Annotated in this window: 15 protein-coding genes, 1 pseudogene, 1 riboswitch and 1 other annotated feature; of the genes and pseudogenes, 2 read left to right on the plus strand and 14 right to left on the minus strand. The window is 62.7% G+C overall.

The annotated features are described in order from the left end of the window. Positions 1–132 precede the first annotated feature (132 nt). Positions 133–344, minus strand: a riboswitch (cobalamin riboswitch). Positions 345–843: 499 nt separating this feature from the next. Further along, positions 844–1,229 (plus strand): annotated as a pseudogene (locus ACUCV3_RS21180) (transposase); the annotation flags it as partial. Further along, positions 1,125–1,241, plus strand: a sequence feature (AL1L pseudoknot). (Overlaps the previous pseudogene by 105 nt.) 347 nt (positions 1,242–1,588) lie before the next feature. On the opposite strand, the gene ACUCV3_RS21185 reads toward ACUCV3_RS21180, so the two are convergent. From ACUCV3_RS21185 to ACUCV3_RS21245, 13 genes are all read right to left on the minus strand, one after another. Continuing rightward, positions 1,589–6,112, minus strand: coding sequence for a beta strand repeat-containing protein (locus tag ACUCV3_RS21185; protein WP_279728875.1), 4,524 nt, complete (start codon positions 6,110–6,112; stop codon positions 1,589–1,591). A gap of 161 nt (positions 6,113–6,273) precedes the next feature. After that, a complete protein-coding gene (locus ACUCV3_RS21190; protein ID WP_482241122.1) occupies positions 6,274–8,013 on the minus strand; it encodes a pectate lyase family protein in 1,740 nt (579 codons plus the stop codon). A 58-nt stretch (positions 8,014–8,071) separates the two neighbouring features. Next, the gene (locus ACUCV3_RS21195) at positions 8,072–8,455 is read right to left on the minus strand and encodes a GtrA family protein (protein WP_279728873.1); all 384 of its coding nucleotides are present in this window, start codon (positions 8,453–8,455) and stop codon (positions 8,072–8,074) included. Further along, on the minus strand, positions 8,452–9,447 hold the full coding sequence (locus ACUCV3_RS21200; RefSeq protein ID WP_048937518.1) for a glycosyltransferase family 2 protein: 996 nt from the start codon (positions 9,445–9,447) through the stop codon (positions 8,452–8,454). The genes ACUCV3_RS21195 and ACUCV3_RS21200 overlap by 4 nt, the downstream gene beginning before the upstream one ends. Continuing rightward, positions 9,444–10,376 carry an NAD-dependent epimerase/dehydratase family protein gene (locus ACUCV3_RS21205; protein ID WP_279728872.1) on the minus strand — a complete coding sequence of 311 codons (933 nt, stop codon included), beginning with the start codon at positions 10,374–10,376 and terminating at the stop codon, positions 9,444–9,446. The genes ACUCV3_RS21200 and ACUCV3_RS21205 overlap by 4 nt, the downstream gene beginning before the upstream one ends. Positions 10,377–10,389: 13 nt before the next feature. Next, positions 10,390–11,610: a DegT/DnrJ/EryC1/StrS family aminotransferase gene (locus ACUCV3_RS21210; RefSeq protein WP_279728871.1), complete on the minus strand. Its 1,221-nt coding sequence runs from the start codon at positions 11,608–11,610 to the stop codon at positions 10,390–10,392. After that, positions 11,601–12,734, minus strand: a complete 1,134-nt coding sequence (gene rfbG / locus ACUCV3_RS21215) for a CDP-glucose 4,6-dehydratase (protein ID WP_279728870.1) — start codon at positions 12,732–12,734, stop codon at positions 11,601–11,603. The genes ACUCV3_RS21210 and rfbG overlap by 10 nt, the downstream gene beginning before the upstream one ends. Then, entirely contained in the window at positions 12,727–13,536 is an 810-nt protein-coding gene (gene rfbF, locus ACUCV3_RS21220; RefSeq protein ID WP_279728869.1) for a glucose-1-phosphate cytidylyltransferase, read from the minus strand. Before rfbF ends, rfbG begins: the two co-directional genes overlap by 8 nt. A gap of 89 nt (positions 13,537–13,625) precedes the next feature. After that, on the minus strand, positions 13,626–15,287 hold the full coding sequence (locus tag ACUCV3_RS21225; protein WP_279728868.1) for a glycosyltransferase family 39 protein: 1,662 nt from the start codon (positions 15,285–15,287) through the stop codon (positions 13,626–13,628). After that, positions 15,274–16,584, minus strand: a complete 1,311-nt coding sequence (locus ACUCV3_RS21230; RefSeq protein ID WP_080993568.1) for an O-antigen ligase family protein — start codon at positions 16,582–16,584, stop codon at positions 15,274–15,276. Before ACUCV3_RS21230 ends, ACUCV3_RS21225 begins: the two co-directional genes overlap by 14 nt. Further along, the gene (locus ACUCV3_RS21235; protein WP_279728867.1) at positions 16,581–17,642 is read right to left on the minus strand and encodes an acyltransferase family protein; all 1,062 of its coding nucleotides are present in this window, start codon (positions 17,640–17,642) and stop codon (positions 16,581–16,583) included. The genes ACUCV3_RS21230 and ACUCV3_RS21235 overlap by 4 nt, the downstream gene beginning before the upstream one ends. Positions 17,643–17,727: 85 nt before the next feature. Continuing rightward, positions 17,728–18,855 (minus strand): glycosyltransferase family 4 protein, encoded by a 1,128-nt coding sequence (locus ACUCV3_RS21240; RefSeq protein WP_279776211.1) that lies wholly within the window; start codon positions 18,853–18,855, stop codon positions 17,728–17,730. 46 nt (positions 18,856–18,901) lie between these two features. Then, positions 18,902–19,774, minus strand: coding sequence for a hypothetical protein (locus ACUCV3_RS21245; RefSeq protein ID WP_161731729.1), 873 nt, complete (start codon positions 19,772–19,774; stop codon positions 18,902–18,904). A gap of 159 nt (positions 19,775–19,933) precedes the next feature. On the opposite strand from ACUCV3_RS21245, the gene ACUCV3_RS21250 reads away from it, so the two are divergent. Further along, complete coding sequence (locus ACUCV3_RS21250; protein ID WP_234831870.1) at positions 19,934–21,271, plus strand: lipopolysaccharide biosynthesis protein; 1,338 nt, start codon at positions 19,934–19,936, stop codon at positions 21,269–21,271. An 89-nt stretch (positions 21,272–21,360) separates the two neighbouring features. Here the strand turns inward: ACUCV3_RS21250 and ACUCV3_RS21255 are convergent, their stop codons facing one another. Then, positions 21,361–23,529, minus strand: coding sequence for a GumC family protein (locus ACUCV3_RS21255; RefSeq protein WP_279728864.1), 2,169 nt, complete (start codon positions 23,527–23,529; stop codon positions 21,361–21,363). Between the last annotated feature and the right edge of the window lie 144 nt (positions 23,530–23,673).

A 23,673-nucleotide genomic window follows, 5' to 3' on the forward strand; every position in this document is an offset into this window, starting at 1 on the left:
TCGCCGGTCGGCGCGAGGCGGCAGGCAGGCGCGACAGGCGCCCGACACCACGCGGCCGTGCAGCCCCAGCCACACGCTTCGCCGCCCAGACGGAAGAGAGACCGTCCCATGACCAACCCCTGGGTCAGGACAAGAGCGACCGAAACGCCGGCAGGTCTCCTGGCTCGCGGGTCGTTGCGGGATGCACGCCTTCCCGGACGCTCTGTCCAGTGGCTGCCCTCATGGGCTTGTGCATCGCGCTATCCGCTTACAGTTGCAGGGACAGCCACGGAATAAGGGGCCAGGCCCCCGCACCGCATTCCCGATTAAGTTCCTTGCGGAACACCGGCGTCAGTTATGCAATGCACCAGCATGAACCGGCGCATCGATGATGCCCTAGTCGAAACATCGGGCTTCGCCAAGACATGGAATGTGTATCGGCAGTCCCGCTGCCGGCTCGACGCCCAAGGCATACCGACGGAGGATGCCGAAACGGAAACCGGAAGCAAGGAAAGCGACGCGGCGTCGGATACCGAAATTATGGCTGGGGCGGCAGGAGCCCCAGTCAAATTCTCACGCCCTACAAGGCCTTGAAAACGCTGGCGTACAGCCAACGGCTGCACACCCTGTTGCTACAGCGTGTTGGCACAATCGACAACCCGGATTTTTCGCTCTCCAGCCACATCCTAGGCGCATCAAGCATCAAGCTATTTGCACCACTGTGACAGAGGAACTCGCGCAGGAGGGTAAGGTCAAATGGCCAGCTCGCATGAAGCTGCCGTTCGCGTAGCAACGGGCTATCCCCCTATAATGAACCGCGCCGGGTTTGCCGGAGGCTCCAACTCCTGAGAAGGTGGAGCCTGTATGAGCAAGACAACGAACAAGTTTGCGCCGGAAGTCCGCGAGCGCGCGGTGCGTATGGTGATCGATCATGAACGTGATTACCCCTCTCGCTGGGCAGCGGTGGTTTCGATTGCGGAGAAGATCGGCTGCGTTCCGCAGACGCTGCATGAGTGGGTGAAGAAGGCTGAGGTCGACAGCGGCAAGCGCGCGGGCGTCCCGACCGAGGTAGCCGACAAGATGAAGGCACTGGAGCGCGAGGTCCGCGAGCTGCGACAGGCCAATGAGATCCTGCGCCAGGCATCGGCATATTTTGCCCAGGCGGAGCTCGACCGCCCGTTCAAGCGATGATCGCGTTCATCGACGATTACCGCGATGCCTATGGGGTCGAGCCAATCTGCAGCATCCTGTAGATCGCCCCATCCACCTATCACGAGCGCATCGCACAGCGGCCTGATCCGTCGACTCCTCTCGCATTCCCGGCAAGGCCGCCCCCGCCCCTGCGGGATGCACACGGAAAAAGATCTGGAAACCACTCTGCTGGGGCCCGTCCTGCCTGACCGGACGTGTGGCGATTGCATGATCTACGGTACCGTTCTCACCGTAGACACGCCTGATTTCAATAAGCCGGCCGGCTCCGCATGTGCTCACCTTGCCGCCGACCGATGCAGCATTGACGCCGTGCGCCCGCACGTTTTCCGGACCTGGTGCTGCGCCGGCAATGCCGCAACAAGCGGCGCTGCATTTCCTCCTCCCTGTCAGACGAGTGCTACGCCAATCCGAAATTCTGGAACGTCAGCGTCGGCTTTGTGCTGAGGAAGGCGACCTGGACCATTGCCTGGGAGCCGGAGCCGTCGGGGTCGTAATATAGCGCGCCGGTCGATTTGTTATAGACGAGATACTGGTCCGGTGCGGTTGCCGCGGTTCCGGCATAGAAGGCCGATGACGGCAGGCTTCCGCTCGGCATCGAGGCAAAGGCGGTGAAGATGCCGCGCGCGAAAACGAGCATGTCCTCGCCCGGCGTAAAGTCCTTCACCGTGTCGCGATCGGCCGATACGGTCAGCGAATCGAACAGGAAGCTGTCCGACCCTGCCCCGCCGGTCAGCTCATCAAGGCCAGCGCCGCCGACCAGCAGATCATTGCCGTCATTGCCCTGCAGGAAGTCGTTGCCTTCTTCGCCATAGATGCCGTCATCGCCGCCCATGCCAACGATGAGATCGCCACCCAGGCTGCCGCGCATCAGGTTGTTGCCGCCATTGCCGGTCAGGGTATTGGCGAAATCATTGCCGACCACCGCGATACTGGCCGAGCCGGTCTGCGTCAGCTTTTCGAGATTGTCTTCCATCGTAAAATCGACGCTGGCATAAGCAATGTCGGTGCCTTCGCCATAATATTCGACGATCCGGTCGCCCAGATTATCGACATAGAAAATGTCGTTGCCGATGCCGCCATAGAGCATATCGGCGCCACCAGCGCCGTCGAGCGTGTCATTCCCCGAACCGCCGTAGAGGATGTCGCTGCTGGCATTGCCGGTCAGCACATCGGCCCCGCCCAGCCCGTTGATCGTCCACAGATCGTTGGTGGCAGCGGTGAAGATATTCACGCCATTGTCGCCGATAAAATATTTCGGCTCTGGCATGTTGTTGAGGCCGATGGTGAAATTCGATTCCACATAGGCCCCCTGGCTGTCGGTCACGCGGCCGACCACCTGGTAGGAGGTCGCCGTTTCATAATCGAGCAAGCTGCCATTGGCGACCGATATCAGCCCCGTTGCCCCATCCACCGAAAAGCGTCCGCCCGCCGTGTTGGTCAGGCTGAAAGTCAGCACATCGCCGCTATCGATGTCGCTTGCGCTCAATGTGCCTATGGTCGTGCCGTTGGCCGCATTTTCATTCACCATGTTCCCGGTCAGCGCCAGCGTCGTCGGCGCATCATTGGCGCCCATCACCGTCAGCGTCACGGTGGTGCTGGATTGCATGCCGGCATTGTCCTTGACCGTATAGGTGAAGGAATCAGTGACGCTCTGCCCGACGGCCAGTGACTGATAGGCCGAACCGGACGCATAGCTGATCGTCCCGTTCGACAGGGTCAGCGCGACACCGTTGGTTGTGGTCGCCGGCAGGGCTTGCAGCATCAACACATCGCCCGGATCGGGATCGACATCATTGGCCAGCAAGGTGGCCGACGAGAAGGTGGAGCCGTCCTCCGATACGCTGACAATGTCGGCATTCGCGGTGGGGGCGTCATTGACGCCGGCCACGACCACGCTCACCCGCCCGGTCGCATCGACCCCGACGGTGTTGACGACCTCGTAGGAAAAGAGTGCCGTGCCGCTGAAATTGGCATAAGGGGTGAAAACGATATTGCCATCGGTATCGAGGCAGATCGTGCCGCCGGAAATCGCCGATGCACCGACCAGCGAGATGGGCAACCCCTCCGCATCGACATCATTGGCGAGCAGGGTCGAGGCGAGGATTGTGATGCTCTGATCCTCCACGCCGGCCACGCTGTCCGCCGTGGCGATCAGCGCGGGTGGGCCACCTTGCGGGCCGAGCGGTTCGAACAGCTTATATTTGACCGATGTTCCCAGATTGTCGCCGCCCTGGCCGCTATAATCGGTCCATACCAGCGCGAAGCCGCCATCGGTGCCACCGGCGACCGCCGGATCGGCCTGAGCACCGAGGGATTCAGTATTGACGAGAAATTCGCCACCAATGCGGGCGCCGTTGATGTCGAAAATCTGTCCCTTGATCCCTGCGGTGCCATTTTCTGTGGCCGCGCCGCTATAGTCGGACCAGCTGACCATGATATTCCCGCCAGCCATGACGCTGATGCTGGGCGCCAATTGGCCGCCGGCTATGGTCGTGTTGACCAGTTTCTCGCCGCCGACCTTGGCACCGCTGGCGTCGAATATCTGCAGTTTCAGGCCATAATAGTCATTGTCGCCGCCAACGCCGCTATTATCGGCCCAGACAATGGCGAAACCGCCATTGGCAAGGCCGATGATCGCCTGCTGCTGCTGATTGCCGGCGGTCGTCGTATTGACGAGAAATTCGCTGCCGACCTTGCTGCCACTGGCCGAGAAGATCTGGGCCTTGACCGCGTCCTTGTTGTTGTCGCCGCCCAAAAGACTGGAATCATGCCAACTGACAACGAATCCGCCGTTGGACAGTGCAGCCACCACCGGCGTATCCTGCGCGTTGGCGGTGTTGGTGTTGACCAGCAATTCCGTGCCCAGCCGGTTGCCAGCGGCATCATAGACCTGGACCTTGACCGATGTCGAACTGGCGTCTCCACCCTGCAGGCTGGAATCGGCCCAGGTGATGACGAAGCCGCCCGAGGAAAGCGCGGTGATGGCGGGTGTGCGCTGGGCGTTGGCGGTGGCCGTGTTGACGAGAAATTCGGTGCCGGTCGCATTGCCGCTGGCATCATAGACGCGTGCCTTGATGCTGGACACCGAGGCATCGCCGCCTGTCAGGCTGGCATCGACCCAGCTGACGACGAAGCCGCCTGACGCGAGCGCGCCGACCACGGCGCCGTCCTGGCCGTTCAGGGTCGCGACATTGACCAGAAATTCCGATCCGACCTTGACCCCATTGGCGTCGACGATCTGCGCCTTGATACCGCTGCCGCTGGTATCCGTTCCCTGCGCGCTGCCATCGCTCCACACCATCACGTAGCGGCCATCGGCAAGACCGACGACCGACGCCTGTTGCTGGCTGCCGGTGGTCATGCTGTTGGCAAGCTGTTCGGTGCCGCCGGTATAGCGTTGTTCATTGACCGCATCGGTCAGGTTGAGCGTCACCACCTTGTCGAAGCTGTTGCCGAACGTATCGGTGGCGCGGATGGTGAGGGTCGCCTGAGTGGACGTCTCATAATCCAGCAGCAGGCTGTCCTGCACCACCAGCTTGTCCTTGTAGACCGCAAAGGCGCCGCCGGTGGAATCATCGAGTATCTGGTAGTTATAGACTGCGTTGGATGCGCCATTGGCGGTGAGACTGCCGATGCTGGTATTTTCGACCGCCGTTTCCGACAGGGTCGTGTTCGACAGGGTCAGATCGCTGATCGCGGCGGTGGTCGGGGTCAATATCCGAGCCTTGATCGATCCATCGCTGTCGCCGCTCTGGCCGCTATAATCGGTCCATGTCACAAGCAGCGCGCCGGATTGCAGAGCGACGATCGTCGGCATTTCCTGATTGCCGGTGGTGATGCCGTTGACCTGGAACTCGCCGCCCAGCCGATCGCCGGAGGCATCGAATATCTGCGTCTTGATGCCAAAGCCGCTTGCATCCGATGAGAGGATGCTGTTGTCGCGCCAGCTGACCGCAAATCCGCCATCGACCGTGGCCGTCACCGTGGGCTGATCCTGCGAATTGAGCGTGGTGCTGTTGACCAGCATTTCGGTGCCGACGCGATTGCCGGCGGCGTCATAGATCTGCGCCTTGATGCCCGACGCGCTACTGTCTCCCTGAAGGCTGAGGTCGCGCCAGACGATGACGAAGCCGCCGTTCGAAAGGGACGTGATGACCGGCTGGTCCTGGGTCGCTGCCGTCGCGCTGTTGACCAGGACTTCGCCGCCGACCTTGGCACCGCTAGCGGTGAAGAGCTGAGCCTTGATACTGGTCGCCGAACTGTCGCCGCCCAGCGCGCTGTAATCGACCCAGGTCGCCACGAAGCCGCCCGAGGCCAGACCGGTGATCGCCGGCGAGAGCTGGCTGTTGGTGATGGTGTTGTTGATGAGGAATTCGCCGCCGACCTTCGCGCCGCTGGCATTATATATCTGGGCGCGGACGCCGGTGCCCTTATTGTCCGGCGCAGTGGCGCTGGCGTCGACCCAGCTGATGACGAAGCCGCCCGAGGCCAGGCTTGTCACCACCGAATTGGACTGTCCCATCTGGGTGGTGCTGTTGACCAGGAATTCGCCGCCGACCCTGCTGCCATCGGCGGCGTACATCTGCGCCTTGACGCTGGTCTTGTCGGCATCGCCGCCCTGACCGCTATTGTCGGTCCAGGTGACGATGAAGCCACCCGAAGCCAGCGCCGTGACGGCGGAGGAATCCTGCGCATTGAGCGTGGAACTGTTGACCTGGAATTCGCTGCCGACCGCCACGCCATTCGCATCATAGCGCTGGGCCCGGATGCCGATCCCGCTGCCGTCGCTGCTGGCGTCGGTCCAGGTGACGATAAACCCGCCGGAGGACAGCGCCGCAACCGAAGCATCGGTCTGTATGCCGCTCAGAACCGAATTGATGCGGAACTCGCTGGATCCCAGCAAATAGGCTCCCGTCGCCATGGCCCGTGGCACTCCTCTCACCGATTGCGGTTGGACAGGCGCGCTTCCCAGTCCGCCCGCCATCGCGAAAGGCTAACGCAGCGCAGAAGCCGACGACATGAAAATTCCGGGTGGAATCATGCCATCGGGATAGGCTCACCCTACCCCTTTAGGAGATTTACTTAAGGACCGACCCGCACCACCACCGTATCGATCGCATCGCCCCCCTGGGGGCCGATACAGGCAATCTGGTAGGTGGTGGTCCGGGCCGCCGTCACATGCCGCGATCCGTTAGCCGGAACGCCCAGCCCCAGCAGCTTGCAGCTCTTGATGTTCTGGCCGGTCCAGCTGAGCGTCGTCGTCCCCGCCGCCGCCAATTGGCTCGGCTGCGCCTTGATGCTGATTTCGGGCAAGGGGCCGACATCCTTGATCGCAAAGCCACAGGTCGGATCGGGCAGCATGGCCGAAGGCGCGCGCTGCACGATATCGTCGCCTGCCAGAGAGGAGAGATAATGTTCGAGGTTGGAATAGCCGTCGGAGGCGATCTGTGCGCCATCGCGCCCGTCCGTCGGCGACAGGCCATGCGCGCTCTCCCACGTGTCGGCCATGCCATCCTTGTCCTGATCCAGCGGCGCGGCGCCACCCGGCAGGACCGGCCAGCCACCGACCTGGGACGGCGCGTTGAGAATTTGCCCCTTGCAGATCGCCATGTCGTTCAGGAGCCTTTTATCGGCGGTGTCGCGAACCGGCCTGGTCGCGCCGGCAAAAGCCAGGATGTCGCGATAGGCCTGCCCCGGCCCGGTGATGGCCGCAGGCGACAGCGACACCGGAAAGACTGGTGCAGCCCGGATATATTGCCAGTCGCGCGAAGGCATGACGAGCCGCTGATCGCCACTGTTGGCAGGGCGGTGAATATCGACATTATCCCGGACATAGATATCGAATGGCGCGGGATAATCGCGAAAATAGGCGGCCAGATAGAGTTGATTGGTCTTTTGCGAGGATGGCCCCACGACCGCAACGTTACCGATCATGTTGATCGCGAGTGCCCCGAAGCGGGTGTAGAATTCGCCATTATATTGTTGCGAATTATAGATCACATTGTTGATCATGTCGAAATTGCCGCGCAGGTTGACCAGCGGGTTGCGCCGCACATTGCTGGCGATCAGATTGTGATGGAAGCTGACATTGCGGGCGCCATAGCCGAAATAGCTACCCCGGCTGTGCGGACCGCGATTGGCGTCATTCAGCCCTTCGGACAGGATCGACCATTGTACACTGATGTCGCGCGTCTCGCCACAGGGAAAGGGTACATCCCCCGATCCGACGATGTTGATGCCCTCGTCCGTCGGCCAGGAGGTCGACAGATGATCGAGGATCACGTCATGGGCCGCGCCGCTGATCTGGATCGTGTCGACATTATCCGACGCTTTGGCCGATGCGCCGGGACGCAGGCGGATGTGGCGGATGACGACATCATGCGTCTGCACCAGCATCGGTGAATTGAGCGAATTGCGGATGCGGATGGCGATGCCCCCCGGAGAGGTCTGTCCGGCGATCGTCAGATAGGGCTGCATCACCTTGATCCAGTCGTCGACGACGATCGTGCCGCTGACACGAAAGACACAGGTCCGCGGCCCCGACGCCTCGGCACATTCGCGCAGCGTTCCTGGTCCCCTGTCCTGCAGGCTGGTCACCAGATAGACCATCCCGCCACGCCCCCCCTTGGCAAAGCGACCAAAGCCTTCCGCTGTGGGAAATGCCGCCTGTCCGCTCGTGCGCGGCACGGTCTCTTCGCAATTGTCGCTGTTGAAGGAGGAGGATTGCGCCCCCGACTGGCCGGTCGCCTGGGGGCCTGGCAGCATCAGTGCGGTTGTGACGGCAAGGCCGGCGGCAGCAGCGGCAGCGGTCATGATCCACATCGTGACTTTCCCTCTTGCCGCCCCTTCTTCCCGTCGCGCCATCGCATCGCTCCCGCCGTCATGATCGGCCGGGCGCGGCGAAGACGAAGAGGCGCGATACCAGGAAATTGAGACAGAGCGTGGCGCAGATGGCCAGGCCCTTGGCCGGCACGGCACCGATCGGCGTCGCGAACAGCCAGACCAGAAGCGTGGAAAGCACCAGCCCGGCCAGGACCATCAACACGAAGCGCCCGCCCTGCGACAGCAATAGGCCATCCCGCGCCCGGAAGGTCCAATGGCGATGGAGCAGGAAGGCAAGGATCGCCGAACCGCCATAGGACAGGATATTGGACAGCCGCGCATCCAGCCCCTGCCCCGTCAATCCCAGATAGAGCAGGGCATCCGCCAGCGTCGCGCCGCCGCCGGCGACCAGGAAGCGCATGGCCTGCCATCGCGCGCTCATGACGGCGCGATCCCACCTGCCGCTTCCCGAGCCGATCTTGGTCGCAGGTTGAGGGCGAACTCGACCGGCGGCGCTGCGGTGCGCTTTACCTGCAGGAATATGCGGCCGACATATTCGCCGAGTATACCCAGGAACATCGCATTGAGCGTGATCGACATCAGAAGCAGCACCGTCGTCGTCGCGAAACCGGCCGGCCACCCCGCGCCGATGGTCAGGCGCCAGAGCAGATAGACGAAAGTCAGGAGGAAAGTGGTGCTGCCCACCAGCAGGGCGACGAGAGAGGCAATGCGCAATGGCAACAGCGAATGGTTGAGCAGGCCATCCACCGCCAGCCCGATCATCGGCCATAGCGAGAATTTGCTCTGTCCGGCCTGACGCATGCCGCGGTCATATTCGATACCGACCTGCGAGAAGCCCATCGCGCTGATGAGCCCGCGCACATAGGGCGTGGTGTCGGCGACGGCGGCCAGTTCCTGCAGGATGCGGCGATCCACCAGCCGGAACTCGCCGGCATCGATGGGCAGATCATCCTCGCTGACCGCATTGATGATCCGGTAGAAACGGCGCCGCGCCCACTGGGTCGCCGGGCCATCGCCCAGCGAGCGGCGGATGCCATAGACGACCTGATGTCCCTCGCGCCAGCGCGCCAGCATCTGCGGGATCATCGCGGGGGGATCCTGAAGATCGCAATCGAGCTGGATCGCGCATTCGCCGCTTGCATTCTTGTAACCGACCAGCACCGATCGCTGATAACCGCAATTGCGGGAAAAGCGGATGACCCGGACGTTGTGATCGACGGCCGCTATCCGCGCAAGAAGCCCGAACGTGCGATCCGTCGAATGATTGTCGGTGAAAATGATCTCATAATCATAATCGGGCAGCCCAACGAATACATCGACGATCGCCCGATAACAGCGTTCGACATTATCCTCTTCATTATAGGCCGGCACCACGACCGAGACCAGGGTTCGCAAGGGCCCTTCCATCTTCATGCCTGCACCGCCTTGCTGGCGCGGACGGCGGAGATGGTTCTCTCCAGCCCGTCATCCAGCATGATGCGCGCCCGCCAGCCCAGGTTCATGGCAAGCGCCTCCACGGCGAGGCGCAAGGTGACCGGATCATCGATCGTCTCGCGGCGGACCAGTTGCGGATTCGCCCCCGTCAGGCCGACCACACGATCCGCCAGGTCACCGACGGCCACATCCGTGCCTGAACCGACATTGAGGATGGTTCCGCCGCGCACATTGCTTTCCGCGATGCACAGCAGGGCATCAACGGCGTCCCCGACATGGATCAGGTCGCGTCTGTCCGTCGGCCGGCTGAGGATGATCGGCCGGCCGGCGATGCAGGCCCCGATCAGGGCGGGAACCAGGAAGTCGGCGGCCTGGCCGGGCCCATAGACCAGCGCCAGTCGCGCGGTCACAATTGGGAATGGCAGGTTGCGGGCCAGTGCCTGGGCATAATAGGTGGCGGCGGTGAGCGATGCGGCATAGGCCGTCAGCGGCCGCTCCCGCTGATCCTCGCGGAACGGCACCGCCTGCGCGCCATATTCCGCGATCGATCCCGTCCGAACGACCATTTGCGGTGGTCGCCCGGTCCGTGCCACAGCTTCGAGCAGCGCCAGGAACCCCGCCAGCGTCTCGACCGATGCGCCGGCCTGCGTCACCGCACCATCATGACGCCACGCGGTATTGCCCACCAGCCAGAAGATATGGGTCGGCGCGCTATCCTTGATACAGGCCTGCAAGGCCGGACCGTTCGAGAGGGCAAGTCGGTGCTGCGTCACGTCGGGCAGCGTCGCCAGTCGCCAGCCATCGCTATCCGGGCGGAGCAGGACATGCACCTCCCACCCCTCGGCGAAAAGGCGTCGTGCCAGATGCGACCCTATAAAGCCTGCTCCGCCGACCAGCAGGGCGCGCATGGGCCTGCGCTCCTCAAGCGACCGCAGCGGAACGCGCGCGCGGCCCCGCCTGCTGATCGGCAAAGGCAGCGAAGGTCTGTTGCAGATAGTCGATCTGCGCCTCGTCGAGCCCATGATGGCAGGCCAGCAATATGCCGCCGCGCATCACGGCATCGGCAACCGGATAGCCGCCCTCTTCCGTACGGCAGGCCACGCCACGCATGGCCGGCTGGCGCAGGATATTGCCGGTGAAGACAGGGCGGGTCTGGATGTCCCAGCCCTCCATCCACATCTGCATCTCGCGCCGGGTGAAGGGCGCATTTTCCCGGACGGTCAGCGGGAAGGACAGCCAGCCGGTGACCGACTCATCCAACTGACGGGGCAGTTCGAACCAGTCTTCATATTGGGCGAAGAACGCATATTGCCGTGCAAAATTGGCGATGCGCGCGGCAATATTCTCCTGCAGCCTGTCGAGCTGCACGAGACCGAACGCCGCGCCCATTTCGGAAGGCTCGATATTGAATCCCAGCGCTTCGAACAGGAATTTCGCATCATATTCGATGCCATCGACCTGCACACCGAAGCGGTTTTCCGCAGCTTCGGAGTCGACGAACAAGGACGAGGTGCGCCCCCAGGAGCGCAGCAGTCGCGCCCTGCGTGCCATTTCGTCATCGTTGATGCAGATCATGCCGCCATTGCCCGCAGCATTGATGACATGCGAGCCATAGAAGCTGGTGGTGCTGATATGCGATCGCGTACCGGTGCTCTTGCCGCGCAATGTAGCGCCCAGGGTATCGGCGCTATCCTCCACCAGCATCAGCTCATGCCGGTTGGCGATGTCCATCAGCACATCCCAATCGGGCAGATTGCCGATCAGCGAAGGGATCATCATCGCCCGAGTCTGGGGACTGATCATCGCCTCGATGTGCGCGACATCGATATTATAGGTTCCCGGCTCTGCATCAATGAACACCGGCACCAGCCCGGCTCGGACGATCGGCGCGACGGTGGTGGCAAACGTCAGGGCCGGCGTGATGACCTCACTCCCGACCGGCAAGCCGAGCAGTTCGATGGCAAGATAGTTGGCCGAAGAGCCGGAATTGACCATCAGCCCGTGATGCTTGGCAAACAGCGCCGAGACGCGTGCCTCCATCGCGCGCACCTTCTCGCCCATCTGCGTGGAGGACCGCAAAACGTCCACCACGGCGGCAATTTCGGCCTCGCCATGGACGCTCTTTCCGTAACTTACGTGCATTGCAGAAGCTCCTCCGAATGGGCGGCGGTACGCAGATCGAGATAGGCCGCCAGTTGCGCGCACGAGAAGGCGGCCATATCGGCCTCTCCCCGCAGATAGTGCGTGTACCAGTCGGCGGTCAGGCGGATGGTGCTGGCCATTGAAAGGCAGGCGCGCCAGCCGAGCACATTGGCCGCCATGCTGCTGTCGAGCCGCAACGTACGTGCTTCATGCGGGGCGTTGCTGTCGGCGGAGAAGCGGATCGGCAGGTCCAGTTCCGGCGCGCTCGCGATCAGCGCACGCGCCAGTTGCTCTACCGTCACCGCATCATTGTCCGACGGGCCGAAATTCCATGCGGCTTCGGCAGCGGCAGAGGTGCGGGCCAGCATCTGTTCCGCAACCAGCAAATAGCCTGAGAGCGGTTCCAGCACATGCTGCCAGGGACGGATGCTGAGGGGATTGCGAATGATCATCGGATTTTGCGCGGCGGCGGCACGGATGATGTCGGGTATCAGTCGGTCCTCCGCCCAGTCGCCGCCGCCGATCACATTGCCGGCCCGCACGGTCGCCAGCATCGGCCCATCCGGATCGGAGAACCAGCTGCGCCGATAGCATTGCGCGACCAGTTCGGTGCAGGCCTTCGACGCGCTGTAAGGGTCGGTGCCGCCCAGTCGGTCATTTTCCCGATAGGGCCAGGACCAGTCGTGATTTTCATAGCATTTGTCGCTGGTAACGACGATCACCGCCTTGAGCGAAGGCATGGTCCGCGCCTGATCCAGCACATGGGCGGTGCCGATGACATTGGTCGCGAACGTATCGGCGGGTGCCGCGTAGGAGCGGCGGACAAGCGGCTGTGCCGCCAGATGGAATATGACCTCCGCATCGAAGTCCCGGGCGGCGGCGCGCAGGGCGGCCTCATCCCTAATATCGGCGAAGCGGCTATCGATACGCTCGGCGATGCCCGCCGCCGCATAGAAGGAGCGCGATCCCGTCGGTGGTAGCGAAATGCCCCTGACGATCGCCCCGACATGCGCGAGCCAAAGGCACAGCCAGCCGCCCTTGAAGCCGCTATGCCCGGTGACGAGGACACGCCGACCGGCAAAGGCGGTGGCGATCCGATCGGAAATGCCGGCAGGATCAGGCATAGATTTTCGGCCGCAGTTCCGCGCCATGCGCATTTTCGAACTGAAGCCAGGGAGGCGTGCCCTCAGCGCTCAGCCTTTCGAGCTGATCGCGATCGCGGATGGTGTCCATCGGGTGCCAGAAACCGCGATGCTTGTAGGCAAACAATTCCCCATCGGCTGCGAGCCGGGCAAGCGGGGATTGTTCGAGCGGCTCGGTATCGTCGCCCAGATAGTCGAAAATGCCCGGCTCGAAGACGAAGAACCCGCCGTTGATCCAGGTTTCGTAACGTGTCACCTTCTCGGTGAACCGGGCGACGCGATCATCCTCCAGGTCCAGATTGCCGAAACGGGCTGGCGGCTGGACCGCCGTCACCGTCGCGATCTTGCCATGGGCACGATGGAATGCGAGCAAGGCGTCGATGTCGACATTCCCCACGCCATCCGAATAGGTCACCATGAACGGCTCGTCGCCGAGCCAGTCGCGCAACCGGCGAATGCGTCCACCGGTCATGGTGGTTTCGCCCGTATCGACGACCGAGACGTTCCAGTCCATGCTGCGGCACGGACGCAGGTTCATCTGCCCGGTGCCCAGCGTGACCGTGAAATCATTGTTCATCAGATGAAGATTGTTGAAGAACGCCTTCATCGTCATGCACTTGTATCCACAAGCCAAGACAAAATCCTTTTGTCCGAAATGGCTGTAGATATCCATGACGTGCATCATGATCGGGCGACCATTCACCTCCACCATCGGCTTTGGAATGCGGACGGTTTCCTCGGACAGACGAGATCCCAGTCCTCCTGCCAACAATACGGTTTGCATCGTCGCTCCCCCTTCCTTGGCGTCAGGCCCATATCGGCCCACCCCGCCATGATATCCTGTTGCGGCACCGCCGCGCGTGCGCAGGTGGGTTAGTCGGCGGTCCGTTCGGACAGGGGGGCACCATTATGGGAAACGCCCCTCTCCAAAAGGGCTAGACCGTCCGCGTCCGGCCGCACGAACAACCGGGTTTCGTCGCCGCCGATGGGCAGCAGCCGATAGCCACGCAGCCGGGCATAGCTGGCAAAAGCGGCATCGAGTTCCCCTTCCTCACCGACGAGGATCGCCGCTGGCGGATCGGCGTCGAGAAAGGCGGACAGGCCATGCGGAGTCGTCGTGGTGAAATAGGGGCGATCGGCAGCCGGCAGATATTGCGCGACGCGGTAGAGGAAAGGTCCGGCGGCAAATTCGCGATAAATCGGCAACCCGCCTTCCAGCACCGCGATCGGCGACAGGGTTGCGACCCTGCCCCGTGCCCCAGCCCTGTCCAGCACTGCCCGGATCTGTTGGCCCTGTTCATGTGTGACCGTGCCCGTCCAGCGAACCGGTTGCGCCACGCCCGGCACGGCCGCGGCAAGGCGCGGCGTCACGCTGATGAGCGCGAGCGCCCCCACGCTTCCCAGCACGGCCGCCATCCAGTGCCGCGCCTCGGCATCGAGCCGGCGGTAGAGAAGGATGAAAAGGAGAATGAAGAAGGGCACCGGCGGTTCATAATATTGCGGGAAGGCCGGCGTCGGCACGAATGCGCCGAGTGCGCCGAACGCCGCCAGCGCGGCCGCGAGAGGGATCGGCCACCAGGCCAACGCCGCCGCCCCTGCCCTGCGCACCAATGTTCCCGCAAAAACGCCCGCAAGAATAAGTGCAAACAGCCCCGATCCGGCCAGCCACACGCCTTCGGCCACCATGATCTTTTCGGGAAAGGACATCGCCTTGGCGGCGGTCGCCTGCTCCCAATAGGCAAGATGGCCGTGCGAGAAATAGCGGACCGTGTGGGCAAATAATCCGTAGGGATCGCTGATCAGCACCACCAGCGCGGGCGAGCAACCGACCAGCCCGCCGATGATCAGCGGCACGAACACCTGCCGCACTCTTTCCCCAAAAGGCAGAGCGCGTGGCAGCAACAGCGCCGCCAGCGCAAAAGGCGGTCCCAGGAACACATAGCTGACCTTCAGCACGGCCGCGAAGCCCATGGCCAGCCCGGACAGGAAAAGCAGGCCCGGGCGGATCCGGCTTTCGTCCAGCCCGCGCAAGAAAAGATCGAACGAAAGGATCGCGAACGGGACGGGCAGGAAATTATTGGTGACCAGCATTCCTGCCGGGCCCATGAGCACACCCGCCACCAGCACCAGCAAGGCCACCAGGGCAACATGCCGATCCCCCGTCTGCCGCAGCGCAAAGCGATAGAGCAGCAGCCCGGTGGCGATCCAGCACAGGAAGATGAGCAGACGCCCCTTCAACAGCAGATAGCTGTCGCCGGTCAGCGCATAGAGCGTGTGCAGCAGCAGGGGCAGGCCCGGCAGATGATTATATCCCAGCGCCTGATACAGCGGCGCCTGGAACAGCAGCCGACCGGCACTGACGTGGATCTGCTCGTCATGCCCCAGCGGAAAGGTGATGATCCGCCCGAACAGGCCGATCAGCACGAAGGCGAGGATCGCATAGATCAGGAACCTGGCCGGCGTCAGGGCATGCCAGCGCTTGGGCACCCATCCCAACGACGGGCGCCAGAGCGCCGCACGGCTATCCCCGTGCATAGCGCAAGGCCCGCATCCGCCTGGACGAAAGCGCACGCCCACTGCGTCGCCGCAGGTCGGCCTCGCCGCCATGCAGCGCGATCGCCAGTGCCAGCAACACCGGCACCGCCCACAGCCGTGCGTACATATGCGGGCTCGCGGCGGAAAAGAGCAGGAAGGTCGCCAGGACGGACAGGGCAAGCGCCCCGGCCAGCCTGTCCCGCTTCAACGCCGTGAACCCGATCACGCCGCCAACGCCAATCATCGCGATCCAGCCGACAAGGGCGAGAAAGCCGCCTTCCACCCACAGCAGCAGATACATGTTATGCACCGGCGCGCCGGCCGGGCTGATGACGCGATCCTGATCCACACCGACACCGACGAACATATGGTCGCCGACGCGCTGCCACGCATCCTTGGCCAATCCCAGCCGGTCCTCGAACGTGCCCGCCTCCGCTATGTCGCCGGCCTCCAAGGCGTTCGCGACGCGCTTCTGGAACACGGCGGGCAAAGTGACATTGACGGCGTTCAGAACGATGCCCAACGCAACGATACCGACCAGCCCGCCAAGAACATAAGCGCGAATGCGACGGTCGCCGAACAGGACGAAGAACAGGATCGCGACAACCATGCTGCCAAAGGCGGTTGCGGACGCGCTCAGCAGCAAGGCATAGAACAGGACGCCTGCGATGACGAGCATCTGCCAGAGGCCGATGACCCGGCGTGCGCGCAGGTAGAAGGCAAAGGGCAAGGCCATCGAGATGGTTGCGCCATTCCAGTTCGCGTCGGTCGCGAAAGCCCCCAGCCGCCCGCTGCCGGACAGGAAATCGAGGCCCAGCGTGGCGCGCGCGTCTTCGAACGAGCCCGAATAGGTAAAATAGACGATGATCCCGATCAGCTCCATCAGGAACACGCCGAACAGCAAGGCGCAGGCCAGCCGGTTGGTGTTGGCGGCACCATGCCCCATCAGGAGGAAAGGCAGCACCGCCCAGGCCACGCTATATTGCAGGGCGACGATGATCCAGCGCGTGGGATCATGGCAGAAGAGCGAACTGACGAGCAGGCCGCCCATCATCAGGGCGAAGGCCGCGAACCAGAGCGGCGACAGCAGGCCGAAGGGTTCAAGCGGAATATGTTTCCGGACCAGCAACTGCGCGCCCCCGATCAGCAGGCACAGGTCGCTGACCGTGAACATGATGTCGATCGACGGGCGCCATGACAGATAGGCCGCCAGGAATATGCCGACCATGATCGCCGTTGGCGGGCTGTCTGCCATCGCCCGCGCATCGGCCACGGTGCCTTCAGACGCACTGCTCATGCCTCGCCTCCCGCTGGCTGCGCCTGGGCCGTCGCGCTGCTCTTTTCCCGATAGATACGCTGCCCGAAAAAGCGTTGATAGGGCCAGATTTCCAGGCTGATATGGACGAGATGGGTGAGCGGCATGGTCACGGCCACCACGACCGCAGCGAAGATCGCGATCGATCCCAGCACATTGTCGGTGAACCAGCCGAAATGGTCGAATATCCTGCGTATCCCGTAATAGCTGTAGGGATGCACGAGATAGAGGCTGTAGCTGACGGTACCGAGATAGCGGAACAGCGGATTGTCGAGCGCGCGGGCGGTCAGGCTGCCCGGCTGGACCGCGCAATGGAAATAGAGTCCGGCCGACAGGATGATCGGCACCAGGACCGGATCGGCAAAGTCGCTCCAGCTATATTCGAAATGGCCGCGGCTGGCGAAGGCGATCATCGCGATCAGGCTTGCAAGCTCCAGACCGCGCGCCGGGATGGGCCAGCGCCACGGCCTGGAACTGGCCAGTCGGATCGCGGCGCCGATGACGAAATAGATGGCGATCGGATGGGTCAGCAGGAAGATCAGTCCGACGACGATTGCGACGGCGGCGCCCGCGCGATTACGATGATGCACCGTAAAATAGACGATCCCGTACATCAGCAGGTAGAAGATCACCTCGTAGGTCAGGCTCCACGCATTGGGCGTAAGCTGCTCGGTGCCAGTGAAAAGGTTGATGAACAGCAGGCCCGAAATCACCGCTTTCGTCGAATTGAGCGCAGGATAGGCATTGGTGATTGCGTTCAGCGCGATGAAGAGCAGCGAAAGCACGAAAAACAGCGGATAAAGCCGCAGGAAGCGGCGCAGCGCAAATTGCTGCGCGCCATAACGCATTGCGCTTGGCAGGATGACATAGCCGCTGATGATGAAGAACAGTTCGACACCAAAAGTGCCTAATGCCCAGGCGCCTGCAATGCCCTGCACATAGGCATCATTCTGGGCATAGATATGTTTGGCGGTGCCGCCCAGAATATGCGCCAGCAGCACCATCATCGCTGCCAGGCCGCGCAAGCCGTGCGCCGCCACATTGAACCCGCCCCCGGCTGTGTCGCGCGGCGAAGCAGGCCGGGTCGGACCGGATGAGCGCGCCAGCAAGGCAGAGGTCGCCTCGCTAGCGATGGGGCGTCTCCTGCCCGGCGCCAGCATGAAGCATGTCGTCATAGATCGCCATGATCGCATCGGCATGGCGCGCTTCGCCGAATTTGAGCAAGGCATCGGCCCGCGCAGATTGGCCGATGCCTTCCATCATCGCAGGATCGCGTAACAGGGTGGCGCAAGCATCGGCCAGCGCCTGAGCGTCCTCTGGTGGAACAAGACGCCCCGTCTCACGGTCTCGGATAGCTTCGACATTGCCACCCGATGCAGTCGCGACGACCGGCGTTTCGACCAGCATCGCCTCGATCAGCGTTCGTCCGAAAGGTTCGTCGATCGCCGGCACCATCAGTAAATCGCACCCCGCCAGCCAGAAGGCGCCGGGAGTGCGAAAACCCATCAGATGGATCGCGTCGCCGACGCCTTGCCGCCGGGCACGATCCGCAACCTGGGCGTCCATGCCATCAAGCGCCTCGCCGAAGAGCACACCCCGCGCATCGAGTTCGGGCGCGACACGGCGAAGCGCAGCAATTGCATCGACGAACAGCAATGGCCGTTTGCGGTCGATCAGGACGCCCGAAAAGCCGACAAGATTGGCGGTGGGCGGTGCATTGATGAGTTCGAGTATCGCCTGCCGGGCCGCCCACCGATCGCATTGGATGGATGTATCGAAAGGGCTGTGTACCACATCGGTACGCAGCCTGCGGCGCAGGCCGCCCGCCTGGTCGCCGGCGAAGTGCGACACCGCAACCACCCGGTTGGCCAGCAGCGGCGCAACCATCCTCAATCCCAATGCATCGGGTGCGCCCCGGTGATGCCAGAGCAATTGGGCTCCTGCCAGCCGAGCGGCCAATGCCCAGGTCGCATGGGTGCGCCCGTCATTGCTGTGGACGATGGCAACCTGGCGTTTGCGCAGGAACCGGGCCAGAGGAATGGCGCCTCGCGCTAGCTCCAGTGCCCGCAACGGGCCGACCCTGCGGCCGTGCTGGAGAGAAATGGAAGCGGGGATGGCCTCGACAGCAATGCCCCTGTCCGCAAACAGCCGGGCGATGATGCCCTGCGGATTCTGGACGATGACGAGCGGCGCGTAACGCTGCTGATCGATCTTGGCGATCAAGCTGCTGGCAGAGATATGGCTGCCCCCCACCAGGTCTCCGACGAAGGGAAAGCATATGGTGACGGCCGACGGCATGCTAGATGGCCCATTGCTCGGGCAACGGGGTTTCAAGCATCAGCCATTCCACTTCCGACCCGCCGCAGAAACGGTCTACGACGTCCAGAAAACGGCCATTAGCAGAAACCTGGAACAGCGTGCCGACATGGCATCCCCGAGCAGAGCGGGCGATCAGCAGGAAGGCCCCAGGACCGGTCAGATAGCGCACGATGTTGGCCATCGCCCGGCGCAGCGCCTCTTCATCGAAATAGCCGCGATTTAGGATGTTGCAGGCCCGGATGAAGTCAAACCGATGGCGGAACGCGGGGGTATCGACAAAGATGTCATTCTTCTCGATCTGCACGTTCGACGCGGCCTTCACCCGCGGACTGATGAGGCGCACGGGCGTGATATCCCCGCCCCCCTGCTGCACGAGGCGCTGGGCACGTCCGCCCAGCCAGGCATTTGCCAGGGCGCGCACCGCGAGCATGCCGGTGGCATAGTCGGCCCGACGACCCCAGGGGCGTACCACCCGGCCCAACACATCATATTGCAACGGATGTCCCGCCTCGTCGGTCAGCACCCGCACGCCCGGATAGGCCTTCACCAATCTGCCGTCGATGGCGATGTCGGTGCCGACCACGGCCGGCATATGCCCACAGGCCAGCAATCGCTCATAGAGGGCAAGCGTCGTCGCACCGGACGATATGCCGATATCAAGAACCTGCCCAATGGTGGCGCCACTCAATTCGAAACTTTCCAGACAACGCGCATCCAGATCATGGAAGCGATCGCTTGCTGTCCGTTTGAAGGTCGAGTTGCGCGTGCGCAGATCCGAAAAGAAACGATCTTCGACATCGGTCGAAGTCGGCTTTCGGGCTGGATGAAAAAAGGCTTTGGCGGTGATGGACATAACGTCTCCCCTGCCTGTTCCTTATCATCCAGCGTCGCTGCGGTGATCGGCAATTTGGGATTACATCTACAGGAAAGCTGCGCTTTTATCCTGATTGGTTCCATGAACTAGCGACGATCATGGTGGAGGGACATGGCTATGGAGAGGGCGCACCCGCTATTGTCGTTCATCATCTCGACCCACGCATGGGGGCTTCGAGCCATGTCGCACCGGCGCGTGCGCGCCGTCACCCACCTGCTGAGCGGAACGGCGGCGACACTGGGCATCACGCTACTTTCCATCGCCCTTACGGCTCGACTGCTACATCCCGCGGCCTATGGCATCCTGGCAATGATCCTGACACTGGGACAGGCAAGCGAGCGCTTGTTGAGTTTCCAGTCTTGGCAACCGGTCATCCGCTATGGCGCCAGCCTTGATCACGAAAAGGATTCCGCCGCGTTTTTCGCGCTGCTCAAATTCGGACTGTTGCTCGACCTGGGCGGCGGCGTTGCGGCGTGGGTGGTGGCGAACGGGATTGCGCTGACGGGGCAATGGCTGCTCGGCTACAGCGACGAAACCCTGCAAATGGCCCTCATCTTCCTGGTGTCGCTGCTGTTTAGCTATAATGGTGTGGCCACGGCGATATACCGCCTGACCGACCAATATCGCATGATCGCACGCATTCAGGTCGCCAATGCGCTGCTGAGACTGGCGCTGATCGGTATTGCCTTCGTGATGGATGCAGACCTGTTCGAGATGGTGCTGATCTGGACATTTACCCAGATCATCATGTCGATTTCCAATTTCATCTTCGCGATACGCCTTCTGCCCGCGCCAGGCCTGCGCGCCATTTTCGACGCCAGCGTCGAAGGCATCAACGAGCGCTTTCCGAAGGTATGGCGCTTTGCCCTGGGATCCAATTTTTCCCTGACCGTCTGGTCGAGCGCCCAGCAGGTCGACACGCTGATCGTCGGCTGGCTTGCCGACCCGGCAAGCGCGGGCCTGTTTCACATTGCCAAGCGGATCAGCCGAGTCGTGCAACAGATCGGCAGCCAAGTGGAATCGGTCGTCTATCCAGACCTCAGCCGGTTGGCGGCGGCCGGCAATCGCCGCGCCTTCGTGCGGGTGGTGATACAAACCGAGCTAATCTTGCTCGCCTTTGGCATGGCCTGTTTCCTCACCATCCTGATCGCCGGCGCGAGCCTGATGCGCCTGATCGTTGGAGCGCAATTTGCGGGGGCGGTACCGCTCCTCATCGTCCAGATCCTGGCGGTGACGATGACGATCAGCGGCGCGGCCAGTCGCGCCGGGCTGCTGTCGCTGGGGGAACAGCGGGGCGTCCTACGTACCGTGGTGGCCTGTGCCATGGCCTTCTACTGCTCGGTCGCCCCGCTGATCATGGAATTCGGTGCCATGGGTGCCAATCTAGCCCACCTGGCCTTCGGCATCGTCTGGCTGGGCGGTCTCAGCTTGAACCTTCGCCGCGCGATCAAGGTCGCCCCCTGGCAACAGCGATAGGGCCACAAGGCTTTTCCGATCACACGCAAAAAGGACCGATCAACCCATGCGGTTCACCGGTCCTGTTTTGGTCCTGTTGGGACGGCACCTCAATTGAAATGCAGCGCTTCCACCACGCGACGCTTGGAACGGCGCCAACTGCGCAACAGGCGCTTGTGCATCGCACCAGCCTCCGCCGGATCATCGGCATCATAATATTTGGTCAGTCGAGCGATATGGTGGATCGCATCGCCATAGCCGCGTCGTGCATGGGCCGGATAATCCACCATGTTGATGACCGCTCCGGTAATCGGCCGCTCGAACATCTCCATCGCCACCCGCGCGGCTTCGGGACTGGTCATGCCCCAACGCAGTACCAGGATCGTCGAATCGGCATATTCGGTGAGCGTCTTGGCATCGCGCACCGGCAGGATCGGCGGCGCATTCAGGATTACCAGATCATAATGCTGCCGCAGCGCATTGACCATGCGTGGCAGGCGAGGCGAGGCGATCAGCGCCCCCGGATCCATGGGTGTATCGCCGACGGCAATTACCGAAAAATGGCTGTCTTCCTGGATGACGGGCAGATCCTCCAGGCCAGCACGACCAGTGAGATAGCCAACGACACCATTGCCCTTGCAATCGGCCTCGATATTGGGGCGCCGCAAATCGAAATCGACGACGACCGCGCGCCTGCTGACGGCGCCAGCCGCAGCCGCCAGACTGGTGGCGATGGTGCTCTTTCCCTCGCCATCCAGCGGAGACGTCACCACCACCACCTGGGAGCCGGGGCCATGGCGCGATTCCAGTTCGATCAGCAGATTGCGGATCGCCTCGGCAAAGCGGGACCGGGGTTTGGATTCGACGACCGCATGAACCGGTTCATCTTCGCGACCATCACTGAGATCGGGCACCATCGCAAGTGTGGGAATGCCGAGCAGGCGCCGGACCTGCGCCGCCGTGCGGATCGTCGTATCCATCGTATCGACCACGAAGGCGACGATCAGGCCGAGCAGAAGAAAGGCCAGCATCGCCACCGCCAGAACCCGTTGCGGGATCGGATAGCTGGGCACCGCTGGCAGAGAGGCGCGGGAGATGATCGAGATGTCGGGATCCACATCGACGGGCGCCGTGATCTTTGCGTTCAGCGCGGCGACCAACGACATGTACAGCGTGTTGGTTGCCTCCGCCTTGCGTTCGAGCCCCCGCAGCGCGACCGCCTGTCCTCCCGACGCCAGAGCCTGCGAACGGATGCTGCTGATGCTGGCATCGATTGCACCGCGCCGGGCGGCGCTGGCCGCCGACACGGCCGACAATTCGCCCTGCAACCGCGTCGTTTCCGCCGCGATGCGCGGGCCGATCGTGGCCAGTTCCGCCTTGGTCTTGACGACATCAGGATAGCCCGGACCGAACATCGTGCTCAGTTCGCCCAGACGCCGCGACAAGGTTGCCTCCTGCTGCCGCAGTTCGATGAGCAGCGGGGATGTCGCCGTCGCTGGTCCTCCACTGAGTTGGGCAAGCCGGCTGGCATAAGCGCTTTCCGCACGGGCCTGGGCCAGAATGCCGGCCGACTGGTCGACCTGGGCAGCGCCGCTGACTTCGGGATTGGATGCCAATATGCCATGGGCCGCGCGGAAACTGGCGGCGGCGCCATCAGTCTGCTGCATGGAGGTACGCACCTGCACGACCCGCGCGGTCAGCGCCTGGATTTCCTTATCGCGCGATTCCTTGGCGTTCTTCAATCCACCCTGAATATAGGTTTCGACCAGCCGATTGGCGATCAGGGCGGCCTTTGCCGGGTCTTCCGAAGAGGCCGTCACCTTGATCGTGCTCGACCGGCCGACGCGCATGATGTCGACCTTGTCGAGCAAACGATCGACCACCCCTTCGCTCCGCGAGCGTTCGGCCGCCTCCGCCCGAAGGCCGGGATCCACTTCCACCGGACGGTTGCCCAGGATCACTTCCCGGACCCAGGATCCGACGCCCCTGGCTTCTCCCGGCTTGCGGGCAAATTCGGGATCATCATCCAGATGCAGCGTCGTCGCCGCCGCCCGCGCAAGACGCCGGGAGCGCAGCATTTCGACTTTCGTCTCGATCTGCGTTTCCTGGTTCGGGCTGAGGATGGTCGTGCCGGTGACCGATGTTTCCGCGTCAGGCGGCTGGACCACCACGGTCGCCGAACTGCTGTAGATGGGCGTGATGTTGATCAGGACGATGATCGTCATCGCCATGCCCAGCACGGTCAGCGTGGCGATCAATATCCAGCGCCGCCGGATCATCCGGAAAAAATCGTGAACGCCGAAATAGCCCGTACGAGTGCTTGGCTGCGGTGCCCGCGCCGCCCCCATGAATATCTCACCTGGGCTCAAATTAGAAGGAACGATGAGGGCGTCGCCTGAAGACATAGGATATCCCCTTCCAAC

Source organism: Sphingobium sp. VMM (assembly GCF_056790315.1).

Coding starts and splice junctions, on each gene's coding strand:
- ACUCV3_RS21255 (WP_279728864.1), bottom strand. CDS start 23,529: ATGATCCGGCGGCGCTGGATATTGATCGCCACGCTGACCGTGCTGGGC.
- ACUCV3_RS21210 (WP_279728871.1), bottom strand. CDS start 11,610: ATGCACGTAAGTTACGGAAAGAGCGTCCATGGCGAGGCCGAAATTGCC.
- ACUCV3_RS21200 (WP_048937518.1), bottom strand. CDS start 9,447: ATGAAGATGGAAGGGCCCTTGCGAACCCTGGTCTCGGTCGTGGTGCCG.
- ACUCV3_RS21185 (WP_279728875.1), bottom strand. CDS start 6,112: ATGGCGACGGGAGCCTATTTGCTGGGATCCAGCGAGTTCCGCATCAAT.
- ACUCV3_RS21205 (WP_279728872.1), bottom strand. CDS start 10,376: ATGCGCGCCCTGCTGGTCGGCGGAGCAGGCTTTATAGGGTCGCATCTG.
- ACUCV3_RS21190 (WP_482241122.1), bottom strand. CDS start 8,013: ATGTGGATCATGACCGCTGCCGCTGCTGCCGCCGGCCTTGCCGTCACA.
- ACUCV3_RS21245 (WP_161731729.1), bottom strand. CDS start 19,774: ATGTCCATCACCGCCAAAGCCTTTTTTCATCCAGCCCGAAAGCCGACT.
- rfbF (WP_279728869.1), bottom strand. CDS start 13,536: ATGCAAACCGTATTGTTGGCAGGAGGACTGGGATCTCGTCTGTCCGAG.
- ACUCV3_RS21225 (WP_279728868.1), bottom strand. CDS start 15,287: ATGCACGGGGATAGCCGTGCGGCGCTCTGGCGCCCGTCGTTGGGATGG.
- ACUCV3_RS21230 (WP_080993568.1), bottom strand. CDS start 16,584: ATGAGCAGTGCGTCTGAAGGCACCGTGGCCGATGCGCGGGCGATGGCA.
- ACUCV3_RS21195 (WP_279728873.1), bottom strand. CDS start 8,455: ATGAGCGCGCGATGGCAGGCCATGCGCTTCCTGGTCGCCGGCGGCGGC.
- rfbG (WP_279728870.1), bottom strand. CDS start 12,734: ATGCCTGATCCTGCCGGCATTTCCGATCGGATCGCCACCGCCTTTGCC.